Raw genomic sequence first — 23,187 nt, forward strand, 5'->3', positions numbered from 1 at the left:
CCACCTCTTCGACTGCGCCGGCGAGGAGGCGTTCTTCGCCGGCTTCGAATCAGCGTGGCGGAAGCGGAGACTCTCGAAAGCTGCCAGAGCGCGAATACGCGAGGCGCTTCCAGATTCCGCGCGCTGGCTCGTGGACCTGGCTCGTCCGGATGCGGACAGCGGCCTGGAGTCGCTGCTGAGGCTGCGACTGCACCTGCTCGGCATCCGCCTGGACTGCCAGGTCATGATCGATGGAGTCGGCAAAGTCGATTTCGTCATCGGCGGGCGATTGATCATCGAGGTGGATGGCAAGGAGAATCACGACGGCTCGACGAATCGGCACAAAGACCTCGTGCGGGATGCCGCCGGCATCCGCCCTCAGCTACGAGACTCTGCGTTTCGACTACGCCCAGATCGTGCACGACTGGAAGACGGTGCAGCCGGCGATCCTCGCAGCGCTGGGCCGCGTGCGAGCCCGGATCTGACTCCCAGACAGGTACACCTGCACGACCCGGGAACATCTGCACGGCCAAACGGGCGATCCCGCCGTGCATCCGTTCCCAGGTCGTGCAACTGTTCCCCGAAAGGCGTCCGCGGTGAGGTGCAACTGTTCCCGAAGGGGCGGCCGCACCCGGGCGGCCGCCGCCCCGCCTCAGCAGCAGCGGGCGCCGGGGTTCGCGTCCTGGTCGGCGTAGTGCCGGCGCCAGAAGTCGCGCTCCGACATCGGCGAACGGTCCGGATGCACCGCCCGTTCGTGCTCCAGGTAAGAGGCGTACCTCGACTGGCCCGTCACGCCGTTGACGTACCAGGCCAGTCTTCGCCACGCTCGACGCAGCATGTCAGTGCCCCTGCACCGGCTTGAGATCGGCGGGCAGCTCGTCCCACTGCTTCTCCAGCGCCTTCTCCGCACGCGAGGCGAACAGCCCTGCCGGGGCGTATCGCCGCGATGGCACCGCCGGATCCTCGTGGTCGATCACCTCGGTGGAGCGGAACGCCTGCGCCACCCGCACCAGCGAGACGATGATGACGATAACCGACAGCACGAGGAAGATGATCGACAGCGACCCCTGGATGAAGGTGTTCCGCACGACCGCCTCCATCGCCTCGACCGAGGTCGCCGTGCCGAAGCTCGTCTCCCCGGCATCCAGTGCAGCCCTGAACGTGAAGTGCTGCGCCCAGTAGCCGACTGCGGGAACGGTCGAGAAGATCTTCTCCAGCGAGGCGGTCACGGTGATCACCGTGACGAACGCCAGAGGCAGGGCCACGATCCAGAGCTGCCGGAACGTGCGCCTTCGGGCGACGATCGTGAGCACGACGGCGAGCGCGATCGCCGCGAGCAGCTGGTTCGCGATGCCGAACAGCGGGAAGAGCGTGTTGATGCCGCCGAGCGGATCCGTCACTCCCATGATCAGCACGGCGCCCCATCCGGCGACCATGATCGCCGTGCAGATCCACGCTCCCACCCGCCACGAGGTGTCCTTGAACCGCGGCACGAAGTTGCCGATCGAATCCTGCAGCATGAACCGCGCGACGCGCGTGCCGGCGTCCACAGCGGTGAGGATGAACAGCGCCTCGAACATGATCGCGAAGTGGTACCAGAACGCCACGAGCGCAGGCCCGCCGAGCCACTGGTGCATGATCTGCGAGAGCCCGAGTGCGAGGGTGGGCGCGCCGCCCGTGCGCGAGATGATGGTCTCCTCGCCGACCGCCGCCGCAGTCTTGGTGAGCATCTCCGGTGTGAGGTTCACCCCCGTGATGCCAAGGCTGTTCACCCACGCGACCGCGCCCTCCACGGTGCCCTGCGTGGCCGCGGGCGAGGAGTTCATCGCGAAGTAGATGCCCTGGTCGATCGACACCGCCGCGACGAGCGCCATGATCGCGACGAACGACTCCATCAGCATTCCGCCGTAGCCGATGAAGCGCGTCTGCTTCTCCTTCTCGACCATCTTCGGCGTCGTGCCCGAGGCGATCAGCGCATGGAACCCCGACAGGGCGCCGCAGGCGATCGTGACGAACAGGAACGGGAACAGCGCTCCCGCCCACACCGGTCCGGTCTCGCCCGACGCGAACTGGCTGAACGCCGGCACCGTGATCTCGGGGCGCACGAAGATGATCGCCACGGCGAGGGCCGCGATGACACCGATCTTCATGAAGGTGGAGAGGTAGTCGCGCGGCGCGAGCAGGATCCACACCGGCAGCACCGCGGCGATGAAGCCGTAGATGATGATCGCCCAGGCGATCGTGATCCGGTCGAGCGTGAAGATCGCCTGGCCCCAGTCCGTGGCCGCGACGGCCCCGCCGCCCACGATCGCGGCCATCAGCAGCACGAACCCGATGATCGAGACCTCGGTGATCTTGCCCGGCCGGATCCAGCGCAGGTACGCGCCCATGAACAGCGCGATCGGAATGGTCATCGCCACCGAGAACACGCCCCACGGGCTCTCGCCGAGGGCGTTCACGACGACGAGGGCGAGGATGGCGGTGATGATGATCATGATGAGCAGCGTGGCCAGGATCGCCGCGGCTCCTCCGAACCGGCCGAGTTCGTCGCGCGCCATCTGTCCGAGCGAACGGCCACCGCGGCGCATGGAGAAGAACAGCACCAGGTAGTCCTGCACCGCGCCGGCCAGCACCACGCCGATGATGATCCAGATCGTGCCGGGCAGATAGCCCATCTGCGCGGCGAGCACCGGGCCGACCAGCGGACCTGCACCCGCGATCGCCGCGAAGTGGTGGCCGAACAGGACGCGCCGGTCCGTGGGCACGTAGTCCTTGCCGTCCGCCCGGTACTCGGCCGGCGTCGCGCGCCGATCATCCGGTCTCGCGATGTGCTTCTCGATGTACTTCGAGTAGAACCGGTAGAAGATCAGGTACGTGCAGACGGCCGCGAACACGAACCAGATCGCGTTCACCGTCTCGCCGCGCACGATCGCCAGCATGGTCCAGGCGACGCCGCCGAGCAGCGCGACGGCCGCCCAGATCACGATCTTCAGCGGGGTCCACTTCGGCTTCTCATCGACGGACACGGGCGGCAGCTCGCGCTCGTCGACGGTCGTATCCGCGTTCTCGCTCATCAGCTCTCACTCCATCGTCAGGGCCCCAGCGCTACGAGAGACACTAGCGCGGGACCCGTCGGATGCCGGTCAGCTGAGCTCTCCGCCCTCCAGGAGGTCGGTCACGAGGGCGGCGATCGCGGACCGCTCCGAGCGGGTCAGCGTGACGTGCCCGAACAGCTCGTGTCCCTTGAGCGTCTCGATCACCGAGGCGATGCCGTCGTGCCGGCCTACCCGCAGGTTGTCGCGCTGGCCGACATCGTGGGTGAGCACGACGCGCGAGTTCTGCCCCATCCGGCTGAGGACGGTCAGCAGCACGTTGCGCTCCAGCGACTGCGCCTCGTCGACGATCACGAAGGCATCGTGCAGCGAGCGCCCGCGGATGTGCGTGAGGGGCAGCACCTCGAGCATCCCGCGCTCGACGACCTCTTCGACGACATTGCCCGAGACGACGGAGCCGAGCGTGTCGAAGACCGCCTGACCCCAGGGGTTCATCTTCTCCTCGCGATCGCCGGGGAGGTAGCCGAGCTCCTGCCCGCCGACCGCGAACAGGGGCCGGAAGACGATGATCTTCTTCTGCTGCTGCCGCTCCAGCACGGCCTCGAGGCCGGCGCAGAGCGCGAGAGCCGACTTGCCGGTGCCGGCACGCCCGCCGAGCGAGACGATGCCCACCTCGGGGTCGAGCAGCAGATCGATCGCGATGCGCTGCTCGGCGGAGCGACCGTGCATGCCGAAGATCTCGCGGTCGCCGCGCACCAGCCGGTACTCTCCGTCGCCCGTGACCCGGCCGAGCGCCGAACCGCGTTCGGAGTGGATGATCAGCCCGGTGTTCACCGGCACGCCGCGGACGTCCTCGCTGAGGCCGATCTCGCTCTCGTACAGGTCGCTCATCTCGTCGCCGGAGAGGTCGACGGTCGCGATCCCGGTCCAGCCGGAGTCGACCGCCTGCTCGGCGAGGTACTCCTCGGCATTCAGCCCGAGCGACGCCGCCTTGACACGCATCGGCAGGTCCTTCGACACGATCGTGACGTCCTGGCCGTCCTGCGCGAGCTGAGCGGCGATAGCGAGGATGCGGCTGTCGTTGTCGCTGAGCCGGATGCCTGCCGGCAGCACCGAGAGGTCGGCATTGCCCAGCTCGACGCGCAGCGTGCCGCCCGCGCCGACCTCGACGGGGAAGTCGAGGCGCCCGTGCTCGACGCGCAGCTCGTCGAGGTGCCGCAGCGCCCTGCGGGCGAAGTAGCCGAGTTCCGGGTCGTGCCGCTTCGCCTCGAGCTCGGTGATCACGATCACCGGCAGCACGATCGAATGCTCCGCGAAGCGGAACAGCGCCTGCGGATCGCTGAGCAGCACCGAGGTGTCGAGCACGTAGGTGCGGAGGACGGTGGCGTCGTCCTGCGTGCGGGCGGTGGCCCGGCCGGTGGACTGCTGCTGCGCGGTGCGTGTGGTCACGATCGATCCCCCGATCCGGGCTTGACCCGGTTCTGCTGCGAGTCGACCAGGGGCCACGAGTCGCGAACCTGGAGGCCGACCCGATCGGGCGAGGTGCCCGATGCCTGTACCGTACGACCCGTGTCCCGTCGCGCCCGTGCACGACACGCGAGCAACCTGTGTCGTGCGTCTTAACGGGAGGCGAACGCGGCGAGCGCCTCGCCGAGCAGGTCGATCGTCGCCTCGTCGGTGCCGGCGTGCGCGGCGACGCGCACCGCTCCCCCGCGCGCCGTCGCCGAGACGCCCGCGTCCGTGAGCGCGGCGGAGAGACCGTCGACATCGTCCGGCGCGAGCGACACGATGCTCGCTCGGTGCGCGCGCTCGCGCGGCGACGCCACCGGGAGGTCGTGCTCGTCGGCGAGGGCGATGATCCGGTCGATGTGCTCGGCGATCCGCGTCTCGATCGCGGCGACGCCCGCAGCGCGGATCTCGCTGACGCCGGCGGCCAGGCGCACGGCGGCGAGGTGGTCGGGCTGGCTCACGGTGAACGCCCGGGCGGATGCCGCTGCGGCCGGCAGCTCGTCGAGGAAGAGTCCCTCCGAGACGGTGCCGGTGATGCCGCTGAGCACCGGACGGATGCGGGAGCGGGCCTGCTCCGAGTAGCGCGCGAAGCCGGCACCGCGGCCGGCGCGGAGCCACTTGTAGCCGTGTCCGGCGATGACGTCGGCGGCCTGCCAGTCGATGTCGACGATGCCGAAGGACTGCACGGCGTCGACGATGAGCAGGCGATCGGGACCGATCAGCTCGCGCAGGGCCGCGAGGTCGGCGCGGTAGCCGGTGCGGAAGTCGACGTGGCTCACGGCGACGGCGGTGACCTCGTCGCTGAGCGCCTCGGCCACCGCATCCGTCGTGACGAGGCCGCCGGGAGGGCTGATCCAGCGCGGGGTCAGCGCACCGTGCGACGCCTGGGCCGCACGCTCGACGGTGAGGCTGACGCTGGGGAACTCCGCGGTCGAGGCGATCACCGTCCCGGAGACGCCGTACAGCGCCTGGGCGAGCCCGTGCGTCGCGGAGCCCTGCAGGACGACCTCGTCGGGTGCTGCGCCGAGCAGCTCCGCGATCTCCTCCGCGGCGCGATCGGCTCGCGCGAAGACCGGGCCGTGCGCGGCGGGGTCGGCCTTCGAGAGCTGGTCGAGCGCCCAGATGCTCTCCGCCCGCACGGCCGGGAGATGGGTCCGAACGCCGCCCAGTTCAGGTATCCGGGTTCGCCGTCGAATGATGCCAGGTACTCGTCGAAAGCGGTCATCGGCTCAGTCTTGCACCACTCCGGGCCGTTGAGGGCTCACCGCCCGAAGCGCCGGTCACGGTCCGCGAAGTCGCGGATCGCGCGCAGGAAGTCGACCCGGCGCAGGTCGGGGCCCAGCGCCTCGACGAAGTAGAACTCGCTGTGCGCGCTCTGCCAGAGCAGGAAGTCGCTGAGCCGCTGCTCGCCGCTGGTGCGGATCACCAGATCGGGATCGGGCTGGCCGCCGGTGTAGAGGTGCTCGCCGATCATCTCTGGTGTGAGCTGCTCGGCGAGGTCCTCGAGGGTGCCGCCCGAGGCCTCGTGCTGGGAGATGATGCTGCGCACCGCGTCGACGATCTCGTTGCGTCCGCCGTATCCGACGGCGAGGTTCACGTGCAGCCCCTTGTTGTCGTTGGTGCGCTCCTGTGCCTCGGCGAGCACGCGCGCGAGCTCGGGCGGCAGGATGTCGGCGCGGCCCACGTGCTGCACCCGCCAGTCCTTCTCGCGGGAGAGCGAGTCGGCCAGCTCGGCGATGATCTCGATCAGGTCGTCGATCTCCTTGGAGTCGCGCTTGATCAGGTTGTCGCTGGAGAGCAGGTAGAGCGAGACGACCTTCACACCGAGCTCGTCGCACCAGCCGAGGAACTCGCGCATCTTCGCTGCGCCGGCGCGGTGCCCGTCGGCGACCGAGCCGTAGCCCAGCTGCCGCGCCCAGCGCCGGTTGCCGTCGATCATCATCGCGACGTGGTGCGGAACGGAGGCCGCGTCCAGCTGCCTTCGCAGCCGGTTCCCGTACAGCCGGTAGAGCGGGCCCCGGCCATCACTCGTGCGTGCGTTCACGGCTCAACGCTACCGCCGCCGGCTGTGAGCCCGGTCATGTGCCGCGCAAGGAATACGGCGAAGCCTAGAGTGAGCACGTGAGCATGCGCCCCTCCGAACCCGCAGACGTCCCGCAGCTGCCGCTGCTCGAGGCAGCCGCGCAGGACGCCGCCGTCGAGATCAGGCCGACCTGGCGCGGATGGATCCACGCGGCGACGTTCCCCGTCGCGATCGCCGCCGGCATCGTGCTGATCGTGCTCGCACAGGGCGCTCCGGCGAAGTGGGCGGCCGCGGTGTTCATGGCGACCTCACTGCTGCTGTTCGGCAACTCGGCGCTCTACCACCGGTTCGACTGGGGTCCGAAGACCAAGATCGTGCTCAAGCGCATCGACCACGCGAACATCCTGCTGCTGATCGCCGGCACCTACACCCCGATCGCCGTGCTCGCGCTGCCTCCGCAGAAGGGCACCCTGCTGCTCGTCCTGGTGTGGAGCGGCGCGCTCCTCGGCATCCTGTTCCGGGTCTTCTGGATCCACGCACCGCGCTGGCTGTACGTCGCGCTGTACCTGCTGCTCGGCTGGGCCGCGGTGATGTACATGGTCGACCTCGTGCAGGCGAACGTCGCGATGATGGTGCTGGTGTGCGTCGGAGGACTGCTGTACACGGCGGGCGCCGTCATCTACGCGCTGAAGAGGCCCAACCCGTGGCCGGGTCATTTCGGCTTCCACGAGATCTTCCACGTATGCACGGTGCTGGCGTTCCTGTGCCACTGGACCGCCTGCCTGCTCATCTCCCTGCAGCCGTACTCGCCCTCGCTCGGCCTCCCGGCCTGACTCACGCGGACGCACACGGCCGTCGCCGCTGCGCGGCTCGATAGCATCGGAGCACCCGCATCCGATCAGAGGAGCACGCCATGGCCGAAGTCGAGAGCTTCACGCTGGACCACACCGCCGTCAAGGCACCGTACGTACGACTGATCTCGGTCGAGCGCGGCCCGCGCGGCGACGCCATCTCGAACTTCGACGTGCGTTTCGTGCAGCCGAACGAGGGCGAGATCCCGACGGCCGGGCTGCACACGATCGAGCACGTGATAGCCGCACAGCTGCGCGATCACCTCGACGGCGTGATCGACATCTCGCCGTTCGGCTGCCGTACCGGCTTCCACCTGATCGTCTGGGGCGAACCTGCCGTGTCGGGCGTCGTGGCAGGCATCCGCGAGAGCCTGCGGTTCATCGCCGAGAAGGCGGAATGGGCGGATGTCCCCGGTGTCTCGGCCGTGGAGTGCGGCAACTACCGCGATCACAGCCTGCACAGCGCCCGTGAGTGGGCGCGGGTCATCCTCGACCAGGGCATCAGCCTGGACGCGTTCGAGCGCGTCGGGGTCTGAGTCAGGCGTCAGTGTCGCCCTGCTCGGCCTCGCGGGCCGCTGCCTCCTCGGCGTCGAGCTCCTCGCGCACCTCTTCGCGGTACCGCACGCGGCGGATGCGTCGGTTCATGTCCCAGATCAGCAGGATGACCGCGACCACGAGGACGGCCACGATCGCGAAGCCGACGAACCCCGGGGTCACCAGGTTCGGATCGACGGTCGACGTGGGCGTCGGCATCGGGGTCTGGTCCGCGAACGGGAGCATGTGTGCGCCTTTCATAGACAGGTCGAATAGCCTTGTCACAACCAAGCCTAACGACGCAGCAGGAGAGCCGTGACCACCGCCCAGGAGCTCGATGAGCGCTACGGCCGCACCCGGAGGCGCCGGCTGCCGTGGATCATCGCCGGGTCCGTCGCCGTACTGCTGGTCGGGGCGTTCGGCTGGATGACGGTCGTCAATGAGATGAACTCCGTCGCAGCCGACGATCTGGGCTTCGAGCTCACCGATGAGCACACCGTCACGGTGTACTACCAGATCACTCCGCCGCGCGGTCAGGACGTGATCTGCGTGGTCGAGGCACTCGACGAGGAGTTCGGCATCGTGGGATGGAAGGTCGTCGAGATCCCGGCGATCGAGAAGCACTCGAAAGCGATCACGACCGTCGTCCCGACCGTCGCACAGGCGACGACCGGTTTGGTGAACTCCTGCCGAGTCGCCTAGACTCGGTGCCAGAACAACCGACGCCCCGGCCAGTGCCGGGGCGTCTTGGCATATCCCCGGCCCGTAACGGGCCGCCCATGCCCCTGAAGGGGCCAGAACGAAGGAGCACGCTGTGTCCACAGACGCCCAGGTGCCGTTCCTCACCCAGGAGGCCCACGACCGGCTCGTCGCCGAGCTCGAGCACCTCTCCACCATCGGCCGTGACGAGATCGCGAAGCGCATCGAAGCGGCACGCGAAGAGGGCGACCTCAAGGAGAACGGCGGCTACCACGCCGCCAAGGACGAGCAGGGCAAACAGGAGGCCCGCATCCGCACTCTCGAGCAGCTGCTGAAGACCGCGAAGGTCGGCGAAGCTCCCGCGAGCCGCGGGATCGTCGAGCCCGGCACCGTCGTCACCGCCGTCGTGGCCGGCGGCGAGGAGACCTTCTTGCTCGGCAGCCGCGAGATCGCCGGTGGCACCGACCTCGACGTCTACAGCGAGGCCAGCCCGCTGGGCACGGCCATCATCGGCCTCAAGGTCGGCGACAAGACCAGTTACGAGGCCCCGAATGGCCGCTCGATCTCGGTCGAGGTCACCGGAGTGGAGACCTTCACCGGCTGATCCCGGAAACACGCAGAACCGCCGGCTTCGTCACGGGGTCGGCGGTTCTCGTATGTTCGGAGCCCGCCTCCCTGCATCCGTCCGCGCGTCTCGCCCTCGCGGATGCAAGGAGGAGAACGCCGGGGACGGCCGCCGCCCGGCGACGAAAACCTCCTCGCATCCCTCCGGCCCCACGCACTCTCCCGCATCCCGTCGGATGCAACGAGGAAAAGGCCGGGGACACCCGCCGCCCGGCGACGAAAACCTCCTCGCATCCTGTCTGCGGATTCTCGTGGGTAGGCGAGACGGCCCGAAACGCGGCGCGGCTGCTCAGTCGGGGACGACCTGCGGCTCGTACCCGGCCGCGCGCAGCGTGTCCAGGGTGAGCTGGGTGTGCTCCGGCCCACGGGTCTCGATCGAGAGCTGCAGGATCATCTCGTCGATCTGCAGTCCCTGCCCGTGCCGGGTGTGCAGCACCTCCATGACGTTCGCGCCCACCTGCGCCAGCAGCTCCGAGACGCGCGCCAGCTGACCCGGGCGGTCCGGCAGCGGGATGCGCACGGTGGCGTACCGGCCGGATGCCGCGAGGCCGTGCGAGACCACGCGCTGGAGCAGCATCGGGTCGATGTTGCCGCCGGACAGGACCGAGACCGTCTTGCCGGTGCCGCGCACCTTGCCGGCCAGGATCGCGGCGACGCCCACTGCGCCGGCGGGCTCGACGACGACCTTCGCGTGCTCGAGCAGCACCAGCAGCGCGCGCGCGATGTCGTCCTCCGAGACGGTGACGACCTCGTCGACGAGTTCGCTGATGATCTGGAACGGGATCTTCCCCGGCCTGGCGACCAGAATGCCGTCGGCGATGGTCGGGTGCGTGGTGATCTCCACCGGGTGCCCGACCTCGAGAGAGGGCGGTACGGCGGCGGCGTTCTCGGCCTGCACGCCGATGACCCGCACGGTGCGCCCGGCCTCGGCCGCGGCCTGCTCGACGGCGGCAGCGACGCCGGCGATGAGTCCGCCTCCGCCGACGCCCAGGATCACGGTGTCGAGATCGGGCACGTCCTCGATGATCTCCAGGCCCAGCGTGCCCTGTCCGATCACCACGTCGCGGTGATCGAACGGCGGGATCAGCACGGCGCCGGTGCGCTCGGCGAACTCGGCGGCCAGCCGCAGTGACGTGGCGACGGTCTCGCCCTCGAGCACGACCTCGGCGCCGTAGCCGCGGGTGGCGAGCAGCTTGGGCACCGGAACGCCCAGCGGCATGAAGATGGTCGCCGGGATGCCGAGTGCCTGCGCAGCGAGGGCGACGCCCTGGGCGTGGTTGCCGGCCGACGCGGCGACGACGCCGCGGGCGCGCTCCTCAGCGGTGAGCTGCGCCAGCCGGTAGCTGGCCCCGCGGATCTTGAAGGACCCCGTGCGCTGGAGGTTCTCGAGCTTGAGCACCACGGGCGAGCCGAGAATGTCGCTGAGCGCCCTGGACTGCTCGGCGGGCGTGTGCGAGATCACCCCCGACAGGCTCCGAGCCGCTTCTTCGAACTCCGCCAGCGTGGGGACTGCGCTCATCGATTCCTCCGTCGCCGCTCCCGCGGCACTGTGCTCCAGATAAGGTCTGCGTCGGGTGTCTTCTTCCCAGTCTTCCACGACCCCGAACCGAGTGTGACCGCCACGACGTTGACGAACGCTGCCAGGGGCACGGCGAACAGGGCACCCGGTATGCCGGCGATCATCGCGCCTCCGGCCACGACCAGCACCACGGCGAGCGGATGCACCTTGACCGCCGATCCCATCAGCAGCGGCTGCAGGATGTGGCCTTCGAGCTGCTGCACACCGAGCACGACGGCGAGCATGATGATGGCGATCCACAGGCCGTTGTAGACCAGGGCGAGGAACACGGCGATCGCCCCCGTGACGACGGCGCCGACGATCGGCACGAAGGAGCCGAGGAAGACCAGCACGGCGACCGGCAGCGCCATCGGCACGCCCAGCAGTGCCGCGCCGATGCCGATGCCTGTGGCGTCGATCGCGGCGACGAGCAGCTGCGTCCGCGCGTAGTTGATGACGGTGGCCCAGCCGGCACGGGCGGATGCGTCGGCGGCAGGACGGGCGGCGCGAGGGAAGAGCTTGACCGTCCAGCGCCAGATCCCTGCGCCGTCGGCGAGCAGGCAGATCAGGATGAACAGCGCGAGCACGGCGCCGGTGAGCACGTGCGCGGTCGTCGTCGCGACGCCGAGGGCACCCGACCAGAGCAGCGACGCCTGGTCGTTGAGGAGCTCCATCCCCTGGTCGATCCATTCCTGGATCTGCTGCTCGGTCAGGTTGAGCGGCCCGTCGAGCAGCAGCTGCTTGAGCTGCTCGATGGACGCCGCGGTCTTCGCCTGCACGTCGGGCAGCTGCTGCTTGATCTGCCAGACCACCAGCGTCATCAGGCCGCCGACGATGGCGGCGACGCCGATCAGCGAGGTCGCGACCGCGAGCCAGCGGGGCCAGCGGTGCCGCAGCATCCAGCCGAACGCCGGCCACAGCAGCGCGGTGACGAGGATGCCGACCAGGAGCGGCACCACCAGCAGCTTCAGCAGCATGACGAGCCAGATGAACACCGCGATGACCGCGACGATCACCAGGATCCGCCAGGAGTAGCCGGCCGTCACGCGCAACGGCATCGGCACGTACTCGTCGGCCGGCGTGGAGACGGTGCGTTCCGTCGAAGGCGGCTCGGCACGGAACGGATTGCGGAATCGCGGCCTGCGCTCGTCGCTCATCGCCTCAGTTTACGGGGCACGCGAGACTGCACCACCGCGCCGAGACCGGGCTGCTCCGCCCCCGTCTCGGCGCGGGCGTGCATTCTCGACGTCGGATGCCGCCGGATACGCTGGCGGCATGACCGCCAGCCTGAGCGCCGCCGAAGCCCGCCGCATGACGCTCGGCGCCCAGGGGTTCTCCCGGCGCCGCCCCGAGGCGGTGTCATCGCGGCACCTGCACCGGGCGATGGAGCGCATGGGCGTGCTGCAGATCGACTCGGTGAACGTCTTCGCCCGATCGCACTACCTGCCGGTGTTCGCCCGGCTCGGCGGCTACGATCCGGCGCTGTTCGACCGAGTGTTCTTCTCGCCGTCGAGCCGGTACGTCGAGTACCTCGCCCATGAGGCGGCGTTCATTCCCGCCGACGACTGGCCGCTGTGGCGATTCCGGATGGACGACTTCCGCGGCAAGTGGGAGCGCGACCCGGATTCCTGGCTGAACGCGAACGGCCGGACTCTGGAGTGGGTGCGTTCCGAGCTGCGGGATCGCGGACCGCTGCGCCCGGCCGACCTGCGCGAGGACGCGCCACGGGAGCGCGGCGGATGGTGGGACTGGGACGACGTCAAGATGGCACTGGAGCACCTCTGGCGCCTCGGCGATGTCGCCGTGTCGGGCCGGCGCGGCTTCGAGCGCAGCTATGCGCTCGCCGACCAGGTGATCCCCGGCGACGCGCTCGCGCGCGAGGTGACCAGGGGTGCAGCGATCCGCGAGCTCGTCCTCAGGGCGGCGCGCTCCTACGGCGTCGCAGCCGAGTCCGACCTCGCCGACTACCACCGCATCCGCGACCGCGCGGCGGTGCGCCGGGCGATCGACGACCTCACCGACGCCGGAGAGCTCGCGCCCGTCGTCGTGCGCGGCTGGGAGCGCGGTGGCCGGCCGGTGGCGGCGTGGATGCACACGGGGGCGGCGCTCCCCGCCGCATCGACGGTGCCGCTCTGCTGACCCCGTTCGATCCCGTGGTGTGGTTCCGCGACCGCGCGCTGCGGGTGTTCGATCTCGACTACCGGATCGAGATCTACGTGCCGGCCGACAAGCGCCGCTTCGGGTACTACTCCCTGCCGGTGCTGGTCGGCGACAGGATCGTGGCGCGCATCGATCTGAAGGCCGATCGCCAGACGTCCGCCCTTCTCGTGCAGTCGGCGTGGTGGGAGCCGCAGTCCAGGGCATCCGACGCCGACGAGATCGCGGGCGAGCTGGTGCGTGCGGCCTCCTGGCAGGGGCTGGAGCGCATCAGCGTCTCAGGCTGGGGCGATGCAGCAGAACCGCTCGCACAGGCCCTGCACGAGGGCGTGGTGGCAGTGGAGCGGCACCGGCATCCGCGGGAGAGCGCCCTGGCGGGTCGTTGAGCGAGGGAGCGCAGCGACCGAGACGAAACGCCTCCAGCGAACTGAAGGCGTTTCGTCTCGCTCCGCTCGCTCAACGACCGGATGATGTCGAAACTGCACGCGGGGCGGCTCCGAGACGGCGCTGCCGTCGGCGACCTCGAAGAACTCGCGCTCGGTGAACCCGAGTCCGCGGGCGAAGAGGTTGTTCGGGAACACCTTGATCTTGGTGTTCAGCTCGCGCACTCCGCCGTTGTAGAACCGGCGCGAGGCCTGGATCTTGTCCTCGGTGTCGACCAGCGACGACTGCAGATGGAGGTAGTTCTGGCTGGCCTGCAGCTGCGGGTACGCCTCGGCGACCGCGAACAGTCCTCGCAGCGCCTGCTGCATGTGCCCCTCCGCGATACCGGCCTCCGCCGGCGCGGTCGCGGAGAGCGTCTCGGCCCTGGCGCGGGTGACGCTCTCGAAGACCGACTTCTCATGCGCGGCGTAGCCCTTCACCGTCTCGATGAGGTTCGGGATCAGGTCGGCCCGTCGCTTGAGCTGCACGGTGATGTCGCTCCACGCCTCATCGACGCGGACGTTCGCCTGCACGAGCGAGTTGTAGGTCGACCACAGATAGATGCCGACGAGCACGAGCACGCCGACGACGATCAGTACCGGTACGAGCCATTCCATGGGACAGACCTTTCCACACGAGTGCTCTCAATCCTGAAGCGCGACCGACTGCACGGCCGCTGGGTGTCGCGCAGCGGCGCGGCATCCGCCGGTTCAGGCGCCGAGGATGCGCTCCAGATGCCGGTTCCCGAACATCCGATCCGGGTCGAGCCGGTCGCGCAGCGCGACGAAGTCGTCGAAGCGGGGGTAGCGCTCGCGCAGCTGGTCCGCCGTCAGCGAGTGCAGCTTGCCCCAGTGCGGCCTGCCGCCGTAACCGGCCATGATCTGCTCGACCGCGTCGAAGTACTCCCGCGGATCGGTGCGCCAGTAGCGGTGCACCGCGATGTAGGCGCTGTCACGCCCGGACGCCGTGGACAGCCACAGGTCGTCGGCCTTCGCGAAGCGCACCTCGACCGGGAACTCGATCCTCCAGCCCCTGTCGGCGATCAGCTGCTGCACCTCGCGGAACGCCGGCACGACGTTCTCGGCCGGGATGGCGTACTCCATCTCGCGGAACCGCACGGTCCGGCGGTGGATGAGCACCCTGTGGGACCGGTCGGAGTAGGTCGCATCACCGGTGAGCTTCACCGCGAGCCGGTTGAACGGCGGGATGATGCCCGGTGCGAATCGGCTGCTCGCGCAGAACACCCGGAACACGCCGTTGCTCAGCACGGTCTCGTCGACCCAGTGCCCGAAGGCGGGCAGCGGTTCGCGCCGGGTCGACTCCGGCAGCCGGGTCTGCGTCTTGGTGAGCGCGACGTCGGTGTGCGGATGCCAGTAGAACTCGAGGTGGTCGGATGCCGCGACTTGCTCGTGGACCGTCTCGAGGGTCGCATCCAGCGGCTGCGGTGCATCGACAGCCTGGAGAACGAACGCGGGCACGCACTGCAGAGTGACCTCGACGACGATTCCGAGAGCGCCGAGCCCGACGACCGCGCCGGGCAGGAGCTCGCTGTTCTGAGTGCCGTCGATGCGCAGGAACTCGCCGTCGGCGGTGATGAGCGTGAGCCCGCGCACCTGCGTGGCGATGCCGCCGAACTGCGCGCCGGTGCCGTGCGTCCCCGTCGAGATCGCCCCCGAGATCGACTGCCTGTCGATGTCGCCGAGGTTCTCCATCGCGAGACCGAAGGGCGCGAGCAGCCCGGGGATGCGGTGCAGCCGCGTGCCGGCGAGGAGCGTGACCAGCCCGGTCTCACGGTCGGCCGAGACCAGCCCCTGCATGTCGTCCAGTTCGAGCAGCACTCCGGGCGCGACGGCGATGCCGGTGAAGCTGTGTCCGGCGCCGACCGCCTTCACGGTGAGGCCCTGCTTCGCGGCCGCCTTCACCGCTCGCTGCACGCCCTCCGGGGTGCGGGGACGTTCGACCCGCACGGGACGGATCTGCGCGGACCGCCCCCAGTTCTGCCAGGTTCCGCCCGGTCGTGTCACAGGAAGGCCTTTCCTTCGCCTCGGTAGGTGGGGATCTCGTCGATGACGGCGTCGTGTGACACGACCTGGTACGCGGCGATGCGCTCGGCCGGCTCACCGCTCTTGGAGTGCCGGAACCAGACCCGGTCGCCGATGCGCAACGCACGGGCCTCGGGTCCCTGCAGCGGCGTCTGGACCTCGCCCGCGGCCTCCCGGGGAAGCGTACGGAGCCCCGCGGGCCAGGCGGGGATCGGCTGACGGGACGCCACGGCGGGGCCGGAGGCGATCCAGCCGCCGCCGAGCACCGTGGCGATGTCGGCGGTGGGCTTCCGCACCACGTCGAACGCGAACGCGGTGGCGGGCGCGGGCCGGAACGACCGGTACCCGTCGAACAGATGCCCCGCGAGAAGTCCGCTGCCCGCGGTGGCCTCCGTGACGGCCTCGTCGCTGCCGGTGAACTCCAGGGAGCCGGTGCCTCCGCCGTTGATGAACTCGAGCGGGGCGATGTCGAGCACGGCCGCGGAGATCGCGGCGCGGCGAACGCGGAGCTCTTCGCGGGATCGCGCCTGCATGAGCCGGATGACCGGGGCATCCGCTCCGGCGTTGTCGGGCTGCCCGGCGATCTGCGCCTCGTACATCTGCAGGCCGATCAGCCGGAAGCCGGGGCGCTTCACCACCTCGGCGGCGAAGCCGGCGACATCCGCTGCGGTGAACAGCGGCGAGCGGCGCACCCCGAGGTGCCCGAGGGCCGGGGCGCGGTACGAGGCGTCCACGTCGATCACGACGCGGATCTCGGGGCGCGAGCCGGGCGCGGCGATGCTGTCGATCAGATCGAGTTGCTCGGTCTCATCGACCATCAGCGCCACCCGCGACGCGAGGCGCTCGTCATGCAGCAGTCGCTCGAGATTCGCCCGGTCGACGCTGGGATAGCCCACCACGATGTCGTCGTGCGTCTCGGCGAGCCACAGCGCCTCGGCGAGGGTGAAGGCGAGGATGCCGCCGGAATCCCGGGATGCGCAGGACGGCATCGAGGACGCCGCGCACGCGCACCGACTTCGAGGCGACGCGGATCGGGATGCCGCCGGAGCGCACCAGCAGGTCCATCGCGTTGTGCCGCAGCGCTTCGCGTTCGATGACCCCCACGGGGGCGGGCAGGTGCGACGTCGCCTCGGTGAGCCCGCGCCAGAAGCGGGCGGGCTCCTGCCAGGGCTGGCGGTCGGGGCTCAGTTCGTCGATGAGGTCGAGCACTCCCCCACCTTACGATGACTTCGGACGGCGAATCATCTCGGATGGCACCCGGTCGCACCGTCATCGTCGTCGCTAGGCTGGCGACCGGGCCCCCATAGCCCAACGGCAGAGGCAGGCGTCTTAAACACGCTTCAGTGTCGGTTCGAATCCGACTGGGGGCACCAGCGTCATGCGGCCGGATGGCGGATGGCGCTGAACGACGAACGCCCCGGCTCGCGGAGCCGGGGCGTTCGTGTGGTCGGATCACTTCGCGGCGGAAGTCTCCTTCACTTCGGCAGGCTCAGTACGACGCGCGGCAGCGGGCTTGCGCGCCGGGGCCTTCTTCGCCGGTGCTTTCTTGGCCGGTGCGGCGACGGTCGCCTTGTCGTCGGCGGCCGCGTCGGCGACGGCATCCGTCTTCGCGGAGGCCTTCTTCGCTGCCGGAGCCTTGGCGGCCGGCGCCTTGGCGGCGGGCTTCTCCTCGGCGGGCTTCTCCGGGGCCTTGGCCGGCGCGGGCGCCGGAGCGGGCGCATCCGCCGCCGGGCGCGGGCGAGCCGCGAACTCCTCGAAGACGTAGCGCGGGTTCTGCACGGTCTGCAGGTTCACCAGGTCGCGGCCCAGCCAGAGGTTGTTCCACCAGCCCCACAGCACGCGCCACTTGCGCTCCCACGACGGCATGGCCAGGCCGTGGTAGCCACGGTGCGCGAGCCAGGCGATGAAGCCCTTCAGGGCGATCTTGCCGGACTGGAACACACCGTTGTAGAGACCGAGGCCCGCGACGGCGCCGAGGTTCTTGTGGAAGTAGTCCTTCGTGCCCTCGCCGCGCAGCACGGCGACGAGGTTCTTCGCGAGCAGCTTCGCCTGGCGCACGGCGTGCTGGGCGTTCGGCACGCAGTAGCCGCCGACGCCGCCGCCGGTCAGGTCGGGCACGGCCGAGACGTCACCGGCCGCCCAGGCGCCCTCGACGGGCTCCTCGGCGGTGCCGACGCGCAGGTCGGCGCGGGTGCGGATGCGACCGCGCTCCTCGACCGGCAGGTCGCCGCCGCGCACGACGGTCGGGTTGGCCATGACGCCGGCGGTCCACACGATGAGGTCGGTCGGGATGACCTCGCCGGTGGAGAGCTCGACGTTGCCGTCGATCGCACCGGTGACCTGAGTGTCGAGGTGCACGTTGGCGCCGCGCTTGGCGAGGTCCTTCAGCACCCACTCGCTGGTCTTCAGCGAGACCTCGGGCATGATGCGGCCCATCGCCTCGATGAGGTGGAAGTGCGTGTCCTCGAACGACAGCTGCGGGTACTTCGAGATCAGGGCCGATGCCAGCGAGCGCAGCTCGGCGAACACCTCGATGCCCGCGAAACCGCCGCCGACGACGACCGTGGTCAGCAGACGATCGCGCTCGGGGCCGGCCGGCACGGATGCGGCCTTGTCGAAGTTCGACATCAGCTTGTCGCGGACGGCGACGGCCTCTTCGATGGTCTTCAGGCCGATCGCGTTGTCGGCGATGCCGGGGATCGGGAACGTGCGCGACACGGCGCCGGCGGTGACGACGATCTGGTCGTACGCGAATTCGTAGGAGTCGCCGACCGGCGGAGTGATCGTGGCGACCTTGTTCGCGTGGTCGATGCCGGTGATCTTCGCCGTGATGACGTTGGTGCGCTTCAGGTGGCGACGGTGCGCGACGACCGCGTGACGCGCCTCGATCGAGCCGGCCGCGACCTCGGGCAGGAACGGCTGGTACGTCATGTACGGCAGCGGATCGACCATGGTCACGTCTGCTTCGCCCTTGCGGAGGTGCTTCTCGAGCTTCCACGCGGTGTAGAAGCCCGCGTAACCACCGCCGACGATCAGAATCTTGGGGACAGTGCGATTCTCAGGCACAGAGGGACAACTCCTCGTCGTCATGGGGAAGGCGTGCGTCGATCGCGCGCCGAACGGATGCGCCGGGCAGCTGCGGTGACGCCAAGCCCGATCAGAATACCAGGTACCGTGAGCGCAAGAAGCGGCAGGGTACCGTACCGCAGTGATTCGGCACTCGGCAGCAGCGGCGAACCGGGCTTCGTCGGGGCGTCCGCCGCGGGCAGCGGCGGCACCGCGATCGGCGTCACCGTCGGCTCGGGCTCGGGGTCGCTCTTGGCCCGGCGGTACAGCCGGATCCACTCCTCGAGGTCGCCCATCGGGTTCTTCGACACCTTGGCCACGTCGGCGGTCACCGCGGCCTCGGCGTCCAGAAGCCCGTACCCGTAGAGCGGATCGGGCAGCTTCTTCACCCCCGGCACCGGGATCGCGGTCCGGATGATCCGGTTGATGACGTTGTTCGCGTCCAGCCCGGGGTGCGCGGAGCGCACCAGTGCCGCCACGCCGGCCACGATGGGTGCCGCTCCGCTGGTGCCGTCCCAGGTGACGACGGTGCCGTCGGCGGAGACTCCGCGCAGTCCCTCGCTCGGCGCCGAGATGCCGATCGTGATGCCCTGCGTCGAGGCCTCGACGCTCGCGTTGCCGTGCTGGTCGACGCCGCCGACGGTGAGAACCCCGGGGATCGTCGCCGGGGCGCCGACGATCGACGTGCCGCTGCCGCGGTTGCCCGCCGCGACGACCACGACGACGTCGTGGTCGTAGGCGTACAGGAACGCCTCGTCCCAGCTCTCGTCCCAGTCCAGGGTGTTCGTCGTCAAGGACAGGTTGATGACGTCGGCGCCGTGGTCGACGGCCCAGCGCATCGCCTTCGCGATCTGCTCAGTGAACGGCACGACGGCGGCGGCCTCGAAGCCGATCGAGATCGAGAGCAGCTTCGCCTCGGGGGCGATGCCGATCATGCCCGTGCCATCCTCCTGACCTCGCGCGCCCGCCAGAGAGGCGACCCAGGTGCCATGGTTCTTGTCCTTGGTGCCCAGCGGGGTGCGGCCGTCCGGCGTGCCGCTGCCGGACACATCGGTGCCGTCCGCGACGGCGCCGTCGAAGACGCCGGGCGGGCGCCCGATGCCCGTGTCGATGATCGCGATCGTCGCGCCCTTGCCTCGTGTGGTGTGCCAGGCCTCGCGGACGCGGGCGCCGTCGAGCCAGTACTCGGACGCCCGGACGGGATCGGCCGGATCGTCGGCGACCGGCGGCGGCGTGGGATCGGTCGTGGCGACGGGCGCCGGCGTCGGCGTCGCGGCCGAGGCCGGTGCGACCCCTGTCAGGGCGAGGGATGCCGCCACCGTCGCGATCGCGACGATGCCGCGCAGCGTCCTGATCGGGCTCATCCGGCGGAGTCTCCGCGCGCGGCGCCGGGCTCGGTGCAGGCGCAGCGTCCGGGCGACCAGCTCGACCGCGCCAGTGCGGCGTCGCCGATCGGGTTCACGCCGGGACCCGCCGCGAGGGCGTGACCGGCCAGCGCGTGCAGGCACTTCACGCGCGTCGGCATGCCTCCGGAGGAGACGCCCGCGATCTCGGGCACGTCGCCGAACTGCGCGCGATCGGCGAGGAACGCCTCATGCGCACGCCGGTACTGAGCGGCGACGTCTTCGTCCTCGAGCATCGCGGCGAGCTCCGGCATGACGTGCTCCGCCTCGAGCGTGGACATCGCCGCCGTCGCGGCAGGATGCGTGAGGTAGTAGAACGTGGGGAACGGCGACCCGTCATCCAGCCGGGGGGACGTGGCGACGACCGTCGGGTTGCCGCACACGCAGCGCGCGGCGATGCCCACGACCCCGCGAGCGGTGCGGCCCAGCTGTGCGGAGACGACCGCGATCTCGGCGGGAGTGGGGGCGTCGAAGGGCGGAGTCGTCACCCGACCAGCCTACGGGAGCGCGGCTGGGCGAAGGCTCAGGGCCGCGTCAGCGCAGCGGTGTCTCGACGGCGTTCTTCGCGAGACCGGCGCCGGCGATGCTGCGCAGCAGCTGCGGCATCCAATCGGCCCTTCGCTCGACGAGCTCGTCGCTCACCGGGACCTGCTCCTTGGGCAGTGCGGCGGGGTCGAGGTCGTTGTCGACGAGGTAGGGCACCTCGCCGGGCTTGACGTAGTACAGCCGCTCGCGCGCCTGCGTGCTGATGTACGCCGGATCGTTCCATCGCTCGCGCTCCTGCTCGAGCGCTGCGATCTGCTCCTCGGTGACCTGCACCGACGCCTCGACGGCGGCGATCTTCTGCCGCTGGTCGAGGTAGGTGCCGAGACTCGGCACCAGCACCCAGGCGCCCAGCACCACCAGCGACAGCATGATCGCCGAGAAGGCCGACAGCCGGATGCCGCTGGTCCACTCCCCACGTCGACGCGACGCGTGCGCGGCTCGCGCGCGGCGCGCGAGGATGCCGACGGCCGCGCGGCATCCGCTCGGGAGGGCGCCTTCGGTGATGCTTCGCCCGGGGACGGCAAAAGGGGAGCCGGTCGTCTGGCCATGGCTCCCCTTTCGTCGTTCAGCAGAATGGAATCAGCTGATCAGCCCTTGAAACGCGGGAAGGCGGACCGGCCGGCGAAGACCGCGGCGTCGCCCAGCTCCTCCTCGATGCGCAGAAGCTGATTGTACTTCGCGACCCGCTCACTGCGAGCGGGCGCGCCGCTCTTGATCTGGCCCGAGTTCACGGCGACGACGAGGTCGGCGATCGTGGTGTCCTCGGTCTCGCCCGAGCGGTGCGAGAGCATCGTGGTGTAGCCCGAGCGGTGTGCGAGGTTGATCGCGTCCAGCGTCTCGGACAGCGTGCCGATCTGGTTCACCTTGACCAGCAGCGAGTTCGCGACACCGAGGTCGATGCCCTTCTGCAGGCGCTCCGGGTTGGTGACGAACAGATCGTCGCCGACGAGCTGGATCTGCGATCCGAGCTTCTCGGTCAGGGCCTTCCAGCCGTCCCAGTCGTCCTCGGCGAGGGCGTCCTCGATCGTGACGATCGGGAAGTCCGACACCAGGCCGACGTAGTAGTCGGTGAGCGCGGCGGCGTCCCAGTCCTTGCCATCGAGGCGGTACACGCCCTCGTTGAAGAACTCGGTGGCGGCGGCGTCCAGGCCCAGCGCGATGTCGGCGCCGGGCGTGAAGCCGGCCTTCTCGATCGCCTTGACCAGGAATTCCAGGCCCTCGCGGTTGCTGGGCAGGTCGGGGGCGAAGCCGCCCTCGTCACCCAGTCCGGTCGCGAAGCCGGCGGCCTTCAGCTCGCCCTTGAGCACGTGGTAGACCTCGGTGCCCCAGCGCAGCGCCTCGGAGAACGTGTCGGCACCGATCGGGGCGAGGAAGAACTCCTGCATGTCGATGCCGTTGTCGGCGTGCGAGCCGCCGTTGATGACGTTGAACAGCGGGACCGGCAGCAGGTGCGCGTTCGGGCCGCCCAGGTAGCGGAACAGGGGCAGATCGGCCGAGTCGGCCGCGGCCTTGGCTGTGGCGAGGCTGACGCCGAGGATGGCGTTCGCGCCGACGCGGCCCTTGTTGTCGGTGCCGTCGACCTCGATGAGGATCTCGTCGATGACGCGCTGCTCGCTCGCCTCCACGCCCTCGATGGCGGGGCCGAGCTCGTCGATGACGGCCTCGACGGCCTTCAGCACGCCCTTGCCGCCGTACCGGCTCTTGTCGCCGTCGCGCAGCTCGTACGCCTCGAAGGCTCCGGTGGACGCACCGGAGGGGACGGCGGCGCGCTGCACGATGCCGTCGTCGAGGAGCACCTCCACCTCGACGGTCGGGTTTCCGCGCGAGTCCAGGATCTCGCGAGCGCCTACAGCCTCGATCAATGCCACGGGTGTGCTCCTTGCTAGAGGAATGGGGGATGTGGAGCGGCGTCGGTCCGCGGCCCAGTCTCAGTCGGGCCCTTCGACAAGCTCAGGGCCCAATGCGTTGCTGAGCCCGCCGAAGCATCAGACCACGAGGGCGATCGCGACGCCGTCCCAGCCCTTGAGCCCCACGGTCTGCAGCGCGGTGGCGTCGAAGCGCGGGTCCGCGCCCAGCATCCGCAGTGCGTCCTGGGTGCCGACCACCATCGAGTCGGTGCTGCCCGCATTCGCGATCTCACCGTCGCGGCCGATGTTGTCGACGACGACCACGGTGCCCGGGTGCCCCAGCTTCGCCGCCCAGTCCAGGTAGATCGTGTTGGACTCCTTGTCCGCGTCGATGAAGACCAGGTCGAACCCGCCGACGAGGGTCGGCAGCACGTCGGCGGCCCGTCCGATGCGGATGTCGACCCGCTCGCCGACTCCCGCGGCGTCGATGCTCGCCCTGGCGACCGCGGCGTTCTCGGCCTCGGCCTCGATCGTCACGACCCTTCCTTCGTCGCCGACGCCCCTGGCCATCCAGATCGTGGAGTACCCGCCGAGCGTGCCGATCTCGAGCACGCGGCGCGCACCGCTGATCCGCACCAGCAGGTTCAGCAGCTTGCCGGAGACCGGGGCGACCTCGATCGCCGGCATCCCGGCATCCTGCTGCGCGACGAGCGCGGCCTCGAGCGCGGGATCGTGCCCGACGAGCGTCTCGGACAGGTAGTCGTCGGCCGAGCGCCAGTTCTCGCGTGTGGGATCCATGCCCCCAGCCAACCCCGCGCGCCGGGGCAGGTCAACAGGTCGACGCCCCCTCCGGCCGTCGAGCCCCCTCGGGCT

At 69.9% G+C, this 23,187-nt stretch carries 22 protein-coding genes, 1 tRNA gene and 2 pseudogenes; 8 read left to right on the forward strand and 17 right to left on the reverse strand.

What is annotated here, in order from left to right:
• The first annotated feature begins 284 nt into the window (after window positions 1-284).
• Window positions 285-464 (forward strand): hypothetical protein, encoded by a 180-nt coding sequence (locus L2X99_RS09075; protein WP_236135886.1) that lies wholly within the window; start codon window positions 285-287, stop codon window positions 462-464.
• A 167-nt stretch (window positions 465-631) separates the two neighbouring features.
• Here L2X99_RS09075 and L2X99_RS09080 read toward each other — a convergent pair whose 3' ends face one another.
• The 5 genes from L2X99_RS09080 to L2X99_RS09100 form a co-directional block, all read right to left on the reverse strand.
• Window positions 632-817 carry a YbdD/YjiX family protein gene (locus tag L2X99_RS09080; RefSeq protein WP_236123907.1) on the reverse strand — a complete coding sequence of 62 codons (186 nt, stop codon included), beginning with the start codon at window positions 815-817 and terminating at the stop codon, window positions 632-634.
• A 1-nt stretch (window position 818) separates the two neighbouring features.
• On the reverse strand, window positions 819-3,053 hold the full coding sequence (locus tag L2X99_RS09085; protein WP_236123905.1) for a carbon starvation CstA family protein: 2,235 nt from the start codon (window positions 3,051-3,053) through the stop codon (window positions 819-821).
• A 69-nt stretch (window positions 3,054-3,122) separates the two neighbouring features.
• Window positions 3,123-4,481, reverse strand: a complete 1,359-nt coding sequence (locus L2X99_RS09090) for a PhoH family protein (protein WP_442923509.1) — start codon at window positions 4,479-4,481, stop codon at window positions 3,123-3,125.
• A 170-nt stretch (window positions 4,482-4,651) separates the two neighbouring features.
• On the reverse strand, window positions 4,652-5,680 hold the full coding sequence (locus tag L2X99_RS09095) for an aminotransferase class V-fold PLP-dependent enzyme (RefSeq protein WP_236135887.1): 1,029 nt from the start codon (window positions 5,678-5,680) through the stop codon (window positions 4,652-4,654).
• 122 nt (window positions 5,681-5,802) lie between these two features.
• The gene (locus L2X99_RS09100) at window positions 5,803-6,585 is read right to left on the reverse strand and encodes an isoprenyl transferase (protein ID WP_236123903.1); all 783 of its coding nucleotides are present in this window, start codon (window positions 6,583-6,585) and stop codon (window positions 5,803-5,805) included.
• 83 nt (window positions 6,586-6,668) lie between these two features.
• On the opposite strand from L2X99_RS09100, the gene trhA reads away from it, so the two are divergent.
• Entirely contained in the window at window positions 6,669-7,397 is a 729-nt protein-coding gene (gene trhA, locus L2X99_RS09105) for a PAQR family membrane homeostasis protein TrhA (protein WP_236126863.1), read from the forward strand.
• Window positions 7,398-7,477: 80 nt separating this feature from the next.
• Window positions 7,478-7,951: an S-ribosylhomocysteine lyase gene (locus tag L2X99_RS09110; protein ID WP_236123901.1), complete on the forward strand. Its 474-nt coding sequence runs from the start codon at window positions 7,478-7,480 to the stop codon at window positions 7,949-7,951.
• A 1-nt stretch (window position 7,952) separates the two neighbouring features.
• Here the strand turns inward: L2X99_RS09110 and L2X99_RS09115 are convergent, their stop codons facing one another.
• Window positions 7,953-8,195 (reverse strand): hypothetical protein, encoded by a 243-nt coding sequence (locus L2X99_RS09115; protein WP_236123899.1) that lies wholly within the window; start codon window positions 8,193-8,195, stop codon window positions 7,953-7,955.
• Window positions 8,196-8,264: 69 nt separating this feature from the next.
• Here L2X99_RS09115 and L2X99_RS09120 point away from each other — a divergent pair, with 69 nt between their 5' ends.
• Both L2X99_RS09120 and greA read left to right on the forward strand, forming a co-directional pair.
• Window positions 8,265-8,651, forward strand: coding sequence for a DUF4307 domain-containing protein (locus L2X99_RS09120; protein ID WP_236123897.1), 387 nt, complete (start codon window positions 8,265-8,267; stop codon window positions 8,649-8,651).
• A 112-nt stretch (window positions 8,652-8,763) separates the two neighbouring features.
• On the forward strand, window positions 8,764-9,252 hold the full coding sequence (greA, locus tag L2X99_RS09125) for a transcription elongation factor GreA (protein ID WP_236123896.1): 489 nt from the start codon (window positions 8,764-8,766) through the stop codon (window positions 9,250-9,252).
• Between the two features lie 309 nt (window positions 9,253-9,561).
• Here greA and ilvA read toward each other — a convergent pair whose 3' ends face one another.
• Entirely contained in the window at window positions 9,562-10,791 is a 1,230-nt protein-coding gene (gene ilvA, locus L2X99_RS09130; RefSeq protein WP_236123894.1) for a threonine ammonia-lyase, read from the reverse strand.
• Window positions 10,788-11,987, reverse strand: coding sequence for an AI-2E family transporter (locus L2X99_RS09135; RefSeq protein ID WP_236123892.1), 1,200 nt, complete (start codon window positions 11,985-11,987; stop codon window positions 10,788-10,790). The genes ilvA and L2X99_RS09135 overlap by 4 nt, the downstream gene beginning before the upstream one ends.
• 118 nt (window positions 11,988-12,105) lie before the next feature.
• Here L2X99_RS09135 and L2X99_RS09140 point away from each other — a divergent pair, with 118 nt between their 5' ends.
• Window positions 12,106-12,969: a winged helix-turn-helix domain-containing protein gene (locus L2X99_RS09140; RefSeq protein WP_329607971.1), complete on the forward strand. Its 864-nt coding sequence runs from the start codon at window positions 12,106-12,108 to the stop codon at window positions 12,967-12,969.
• The gene (locus L2X99_RS18265) at window positions 12,915-13,373 is read left to right on the forward strand and encodes a DNA glycosylase AlkZ-like family protein (RefSeq protein WP_329607972.1); all 459 of its coding nucleotides are present in this window, start codon (window positions 12,915-12,917) and stop codon (window positions 13,371-13,373) included. Before L2X99_RS09140 ends, L2X99_RS18265 begins: the two co-directional genes overlap by 55 nt.
• Window positions 13,374-13,463: 90 nt before the next feature.
• Here L2X99_RS18265 and L2X99_RS09145 read toward each other — a convergent pair.
• From L2X99_RS09145 to L2X99_RS09155, 3 genes and pseudogenes are all read right to left on the reverse strand, one after another.
• Window positions 13,464-14,027, reverse strand: a pseudogene (locus L2X99_RS09145) (LemA family protein); the annotation flags it as partial.
• A 93-nt stretch (window positions 14,028-14,120) separates the two neighbouring features.
• Entirely contained in the window at window positions 14,121-15,434 is a 1,314-nt protein-coding gene (locus L2X99_RS09150; RefSeq protein WP_236134990.1) for a D-arabinono-1,4-lactone oxidase, read from the reverse strand.
• Window positions 15,431-16,661: pseudogene (locus tag L2X99_RS09155) on the reverse strand (alanine racemase). Before L2X99_RS09155 ends, L2X99_RS09150 begins: the two are co-directional and overlap by 4 nt.
• Before the next feature lie 88 nt (window positions 16,662-16,749).
• Here L2X99_RS09155 and L2X99_RS09160 point away from each other — a divergent pair.
• Window positions 16,750-16,825, forward strand: a tRNA-Leu gene (locus L2X99_RS09160).
• 79 nt (window positions 16,826-16,904) lie between these two features.
• Here the strand turns inward: L2X99_RS09160 and L2X99_RS09165 are convergent.
• The 6 genes from L2X99_RS09165 to L2X99_RS09190 all read right to left on the reverse strand — a co-directional run bounded on the left by L2X99_RS09165 (window position 16,905) and on the right by L2X99_RS09190 (window position 23,112).
• A complete protein-coding gene (locus L2X99_RS09165; protein WP_236123888.1) occupies window positions 16,905-18,542 on the reverse strand; it encodes an NAD(P)/FAD-dependent oxidoreductase in 1,638 nt (545 codons plus the stop codon).
• Window positions 18,539-19,882 (reverse strand): S8 family peptidase, encoded by a 1,344-nt coding sequence (locus L2X99_RS09170; protein ID WP_236134991.1) that lies wholly within the window; start codon window positions 19,880-19,882, stop codon window positions 18,539-18,541. Before L2X99_RS09170 ends, L2X99_RS09165 begins: the two co-directional genes overlap by 4 nt.
• Window positions 19,879-20,409 carry a DUF501 domain-containing protein gene (locus L2X99_RS09175; protein WP_236134992.1) on the reverse strand — a complete coding sequence of 177 codons (531 nt, stop codon included), beginning with the start codon at window positions 20,407-20,409 and terminating at the stop codon, window positions 19,879-19,881. The genes L2X99_RS09170 and L2X99_RS09175 overlap by 4 nt, the downstream gene beginning before the upstream one ends.
• 46 nt (window positions 20,410-20,455) lie before the next feature.
• Window positions 20,456-20,836 carry an FtsB family cell division protein gene (locus L2X99_RS09180; protein WP_236123886.1) on the reverse strand — a complete coding sequence of 127 codons (381 nt, stop codon included), beginning with the start codon at window positions 20,834-20,836 and terminating at the stop codon, window positions 20,456-20,458.
• 218 nt (window positions 20,837-21,054) lie between these two features.
• Window positions 21,055-22,335 carry a phosphopyruvate hydratase gene (gene eno, locus L2X99_RS09185; protein WP_236134993.1) on the reverse strand — a complete coding sequence of 427 codons (1,281 nt, stop codon included), beginning with the start codon at window positions 22,333-22,335 and terminating at the stop codon, window positions 21,055-21,057.
• A 117-nt stretch (window positions 22,336-22,452) separates the two neighbouring features.
• The gene (locus L2X99_RS09190; RefSeq protein WP_236123885.1) at window positions 22,453-23,112 is read right to left on the reverse strand and encodes an O-methyltransferase; all 660 of its coding nucleotides are present in this window, start codon (window positions 23,110-23,112) and stop codon (window positions 22,453-22,455) included.
• Window positions 23,113-23,187 lie beyond the last annotated feature (75 nt).

The sequence above is a fragment of the Microbacterium sp. KUDC0406 genome, assembly GCF_021582875.1.
Classification (GTDB): Bacteria; Actinomycetota; Actinomycetes; order Actinomycetales; family Microbacteriaceae; genus Microbacterium.

What these genes read in the sequence shown, in the direction of transcription:
- L2X99_RS09080 (WP_236123907.1), bottom strand. Translation starts at nt 817, where the DNA reads ATGCTGCGTCGAGCGTGGCGAAGACTGGCCTGGTACGTCAACGGCGTG.
- L2X99_RS09075 (WP_236135886.1), top strand. Translation starts at nt 285, where the DNA reads ATGGCAAGGAGAATCACGACGGCTCGACGAATCGGCACAAAGACCTCG.
- L2X99_RS09165 (WP_236123888.1), bottom strand. Translation starts at nt 18,542, where the DNA reads ATGACGACGAGGAGTTGTCCCTCTGTGCCTGAGAATCGCACTGTCCCC.
- L2X99_RS09180 (WP_236123886.1), bottom strand. Translation starts at nt 20,836, where the DNA reads ATGCTGTCGCTGGTGGTGCTGGGCGCCTGGGTGCTGGTGCCGAGTCTC.
- L2X99_RS09110 (WP_236123901.1), top strand. Translation starts at nt 7,478, where the DNA reads ATGGCCGAAGTCGAGAGCTTCACGCTGGACCACACCGCCGTCAAGGCA.
- L2X99_RS09140 (WP_329607971.1), top strand. Translation starts at nt 12,106, where the DNA reads ATGACCGCCAGCCTGAGCGCCGCCGAAGCCCGCCGCATGACGCTCGGC.
- ilvA (WP_236123894.1), bottom strand. Translation starts at nt 10,791, where the DNA reads ATGAGCGCAGTCCCCACGCTGGCGGAGTTCGAAGAAGCGGCTCGGAGC.
- L2X99_RS09190 (WP_236123885.1), bottom strand. Translation starts at nt 23,112, where the DNA reads ATGGATCCCACACGCGAGAACTGGCGCTCGGCCGACGACTACCTGTCC.
- trhA (WP_236126863.1), top strand. Translation starts at nt 6,669, where the DNA reads ATGCGCCCCTCCGAACCCGCAGACGTCCCGCAGCTGCCGCTGCTCGAG.
- L2X99_RS09115 (WP_236123899.1), bottom strand. Translation starts at nt 8,195, where the DNA reads ATGCTCCCGTTCGCGGACCAGACCCCGATGCCGACGCCCACGTCGACC.
- L2X99_RS09170 (WP_236134991.1), bottom strand. Translation starts at nt 19,882, where the DNA reads ATGAGCCCGATCAGGACGCTGCGCGGCATCGTCGCGATCGCGACGGTG.
- L2X99_RS09135 (WP_236123892.1), bottom strand. Translation starts at nt 11,987, where the DNA reads ATGAGCGACGAGCGCAGGCCGCGATTCCGCAATCCGTTCCGTGCCGAG.
- L2X99_RS09085 (WP_236123905.1), bottom strand. Translation starts at nt 3,053, where the DNA reads ATGAGCGAGAACGCGGATACGACCGTCGACGAGCGCGAGCTGCCGCCC.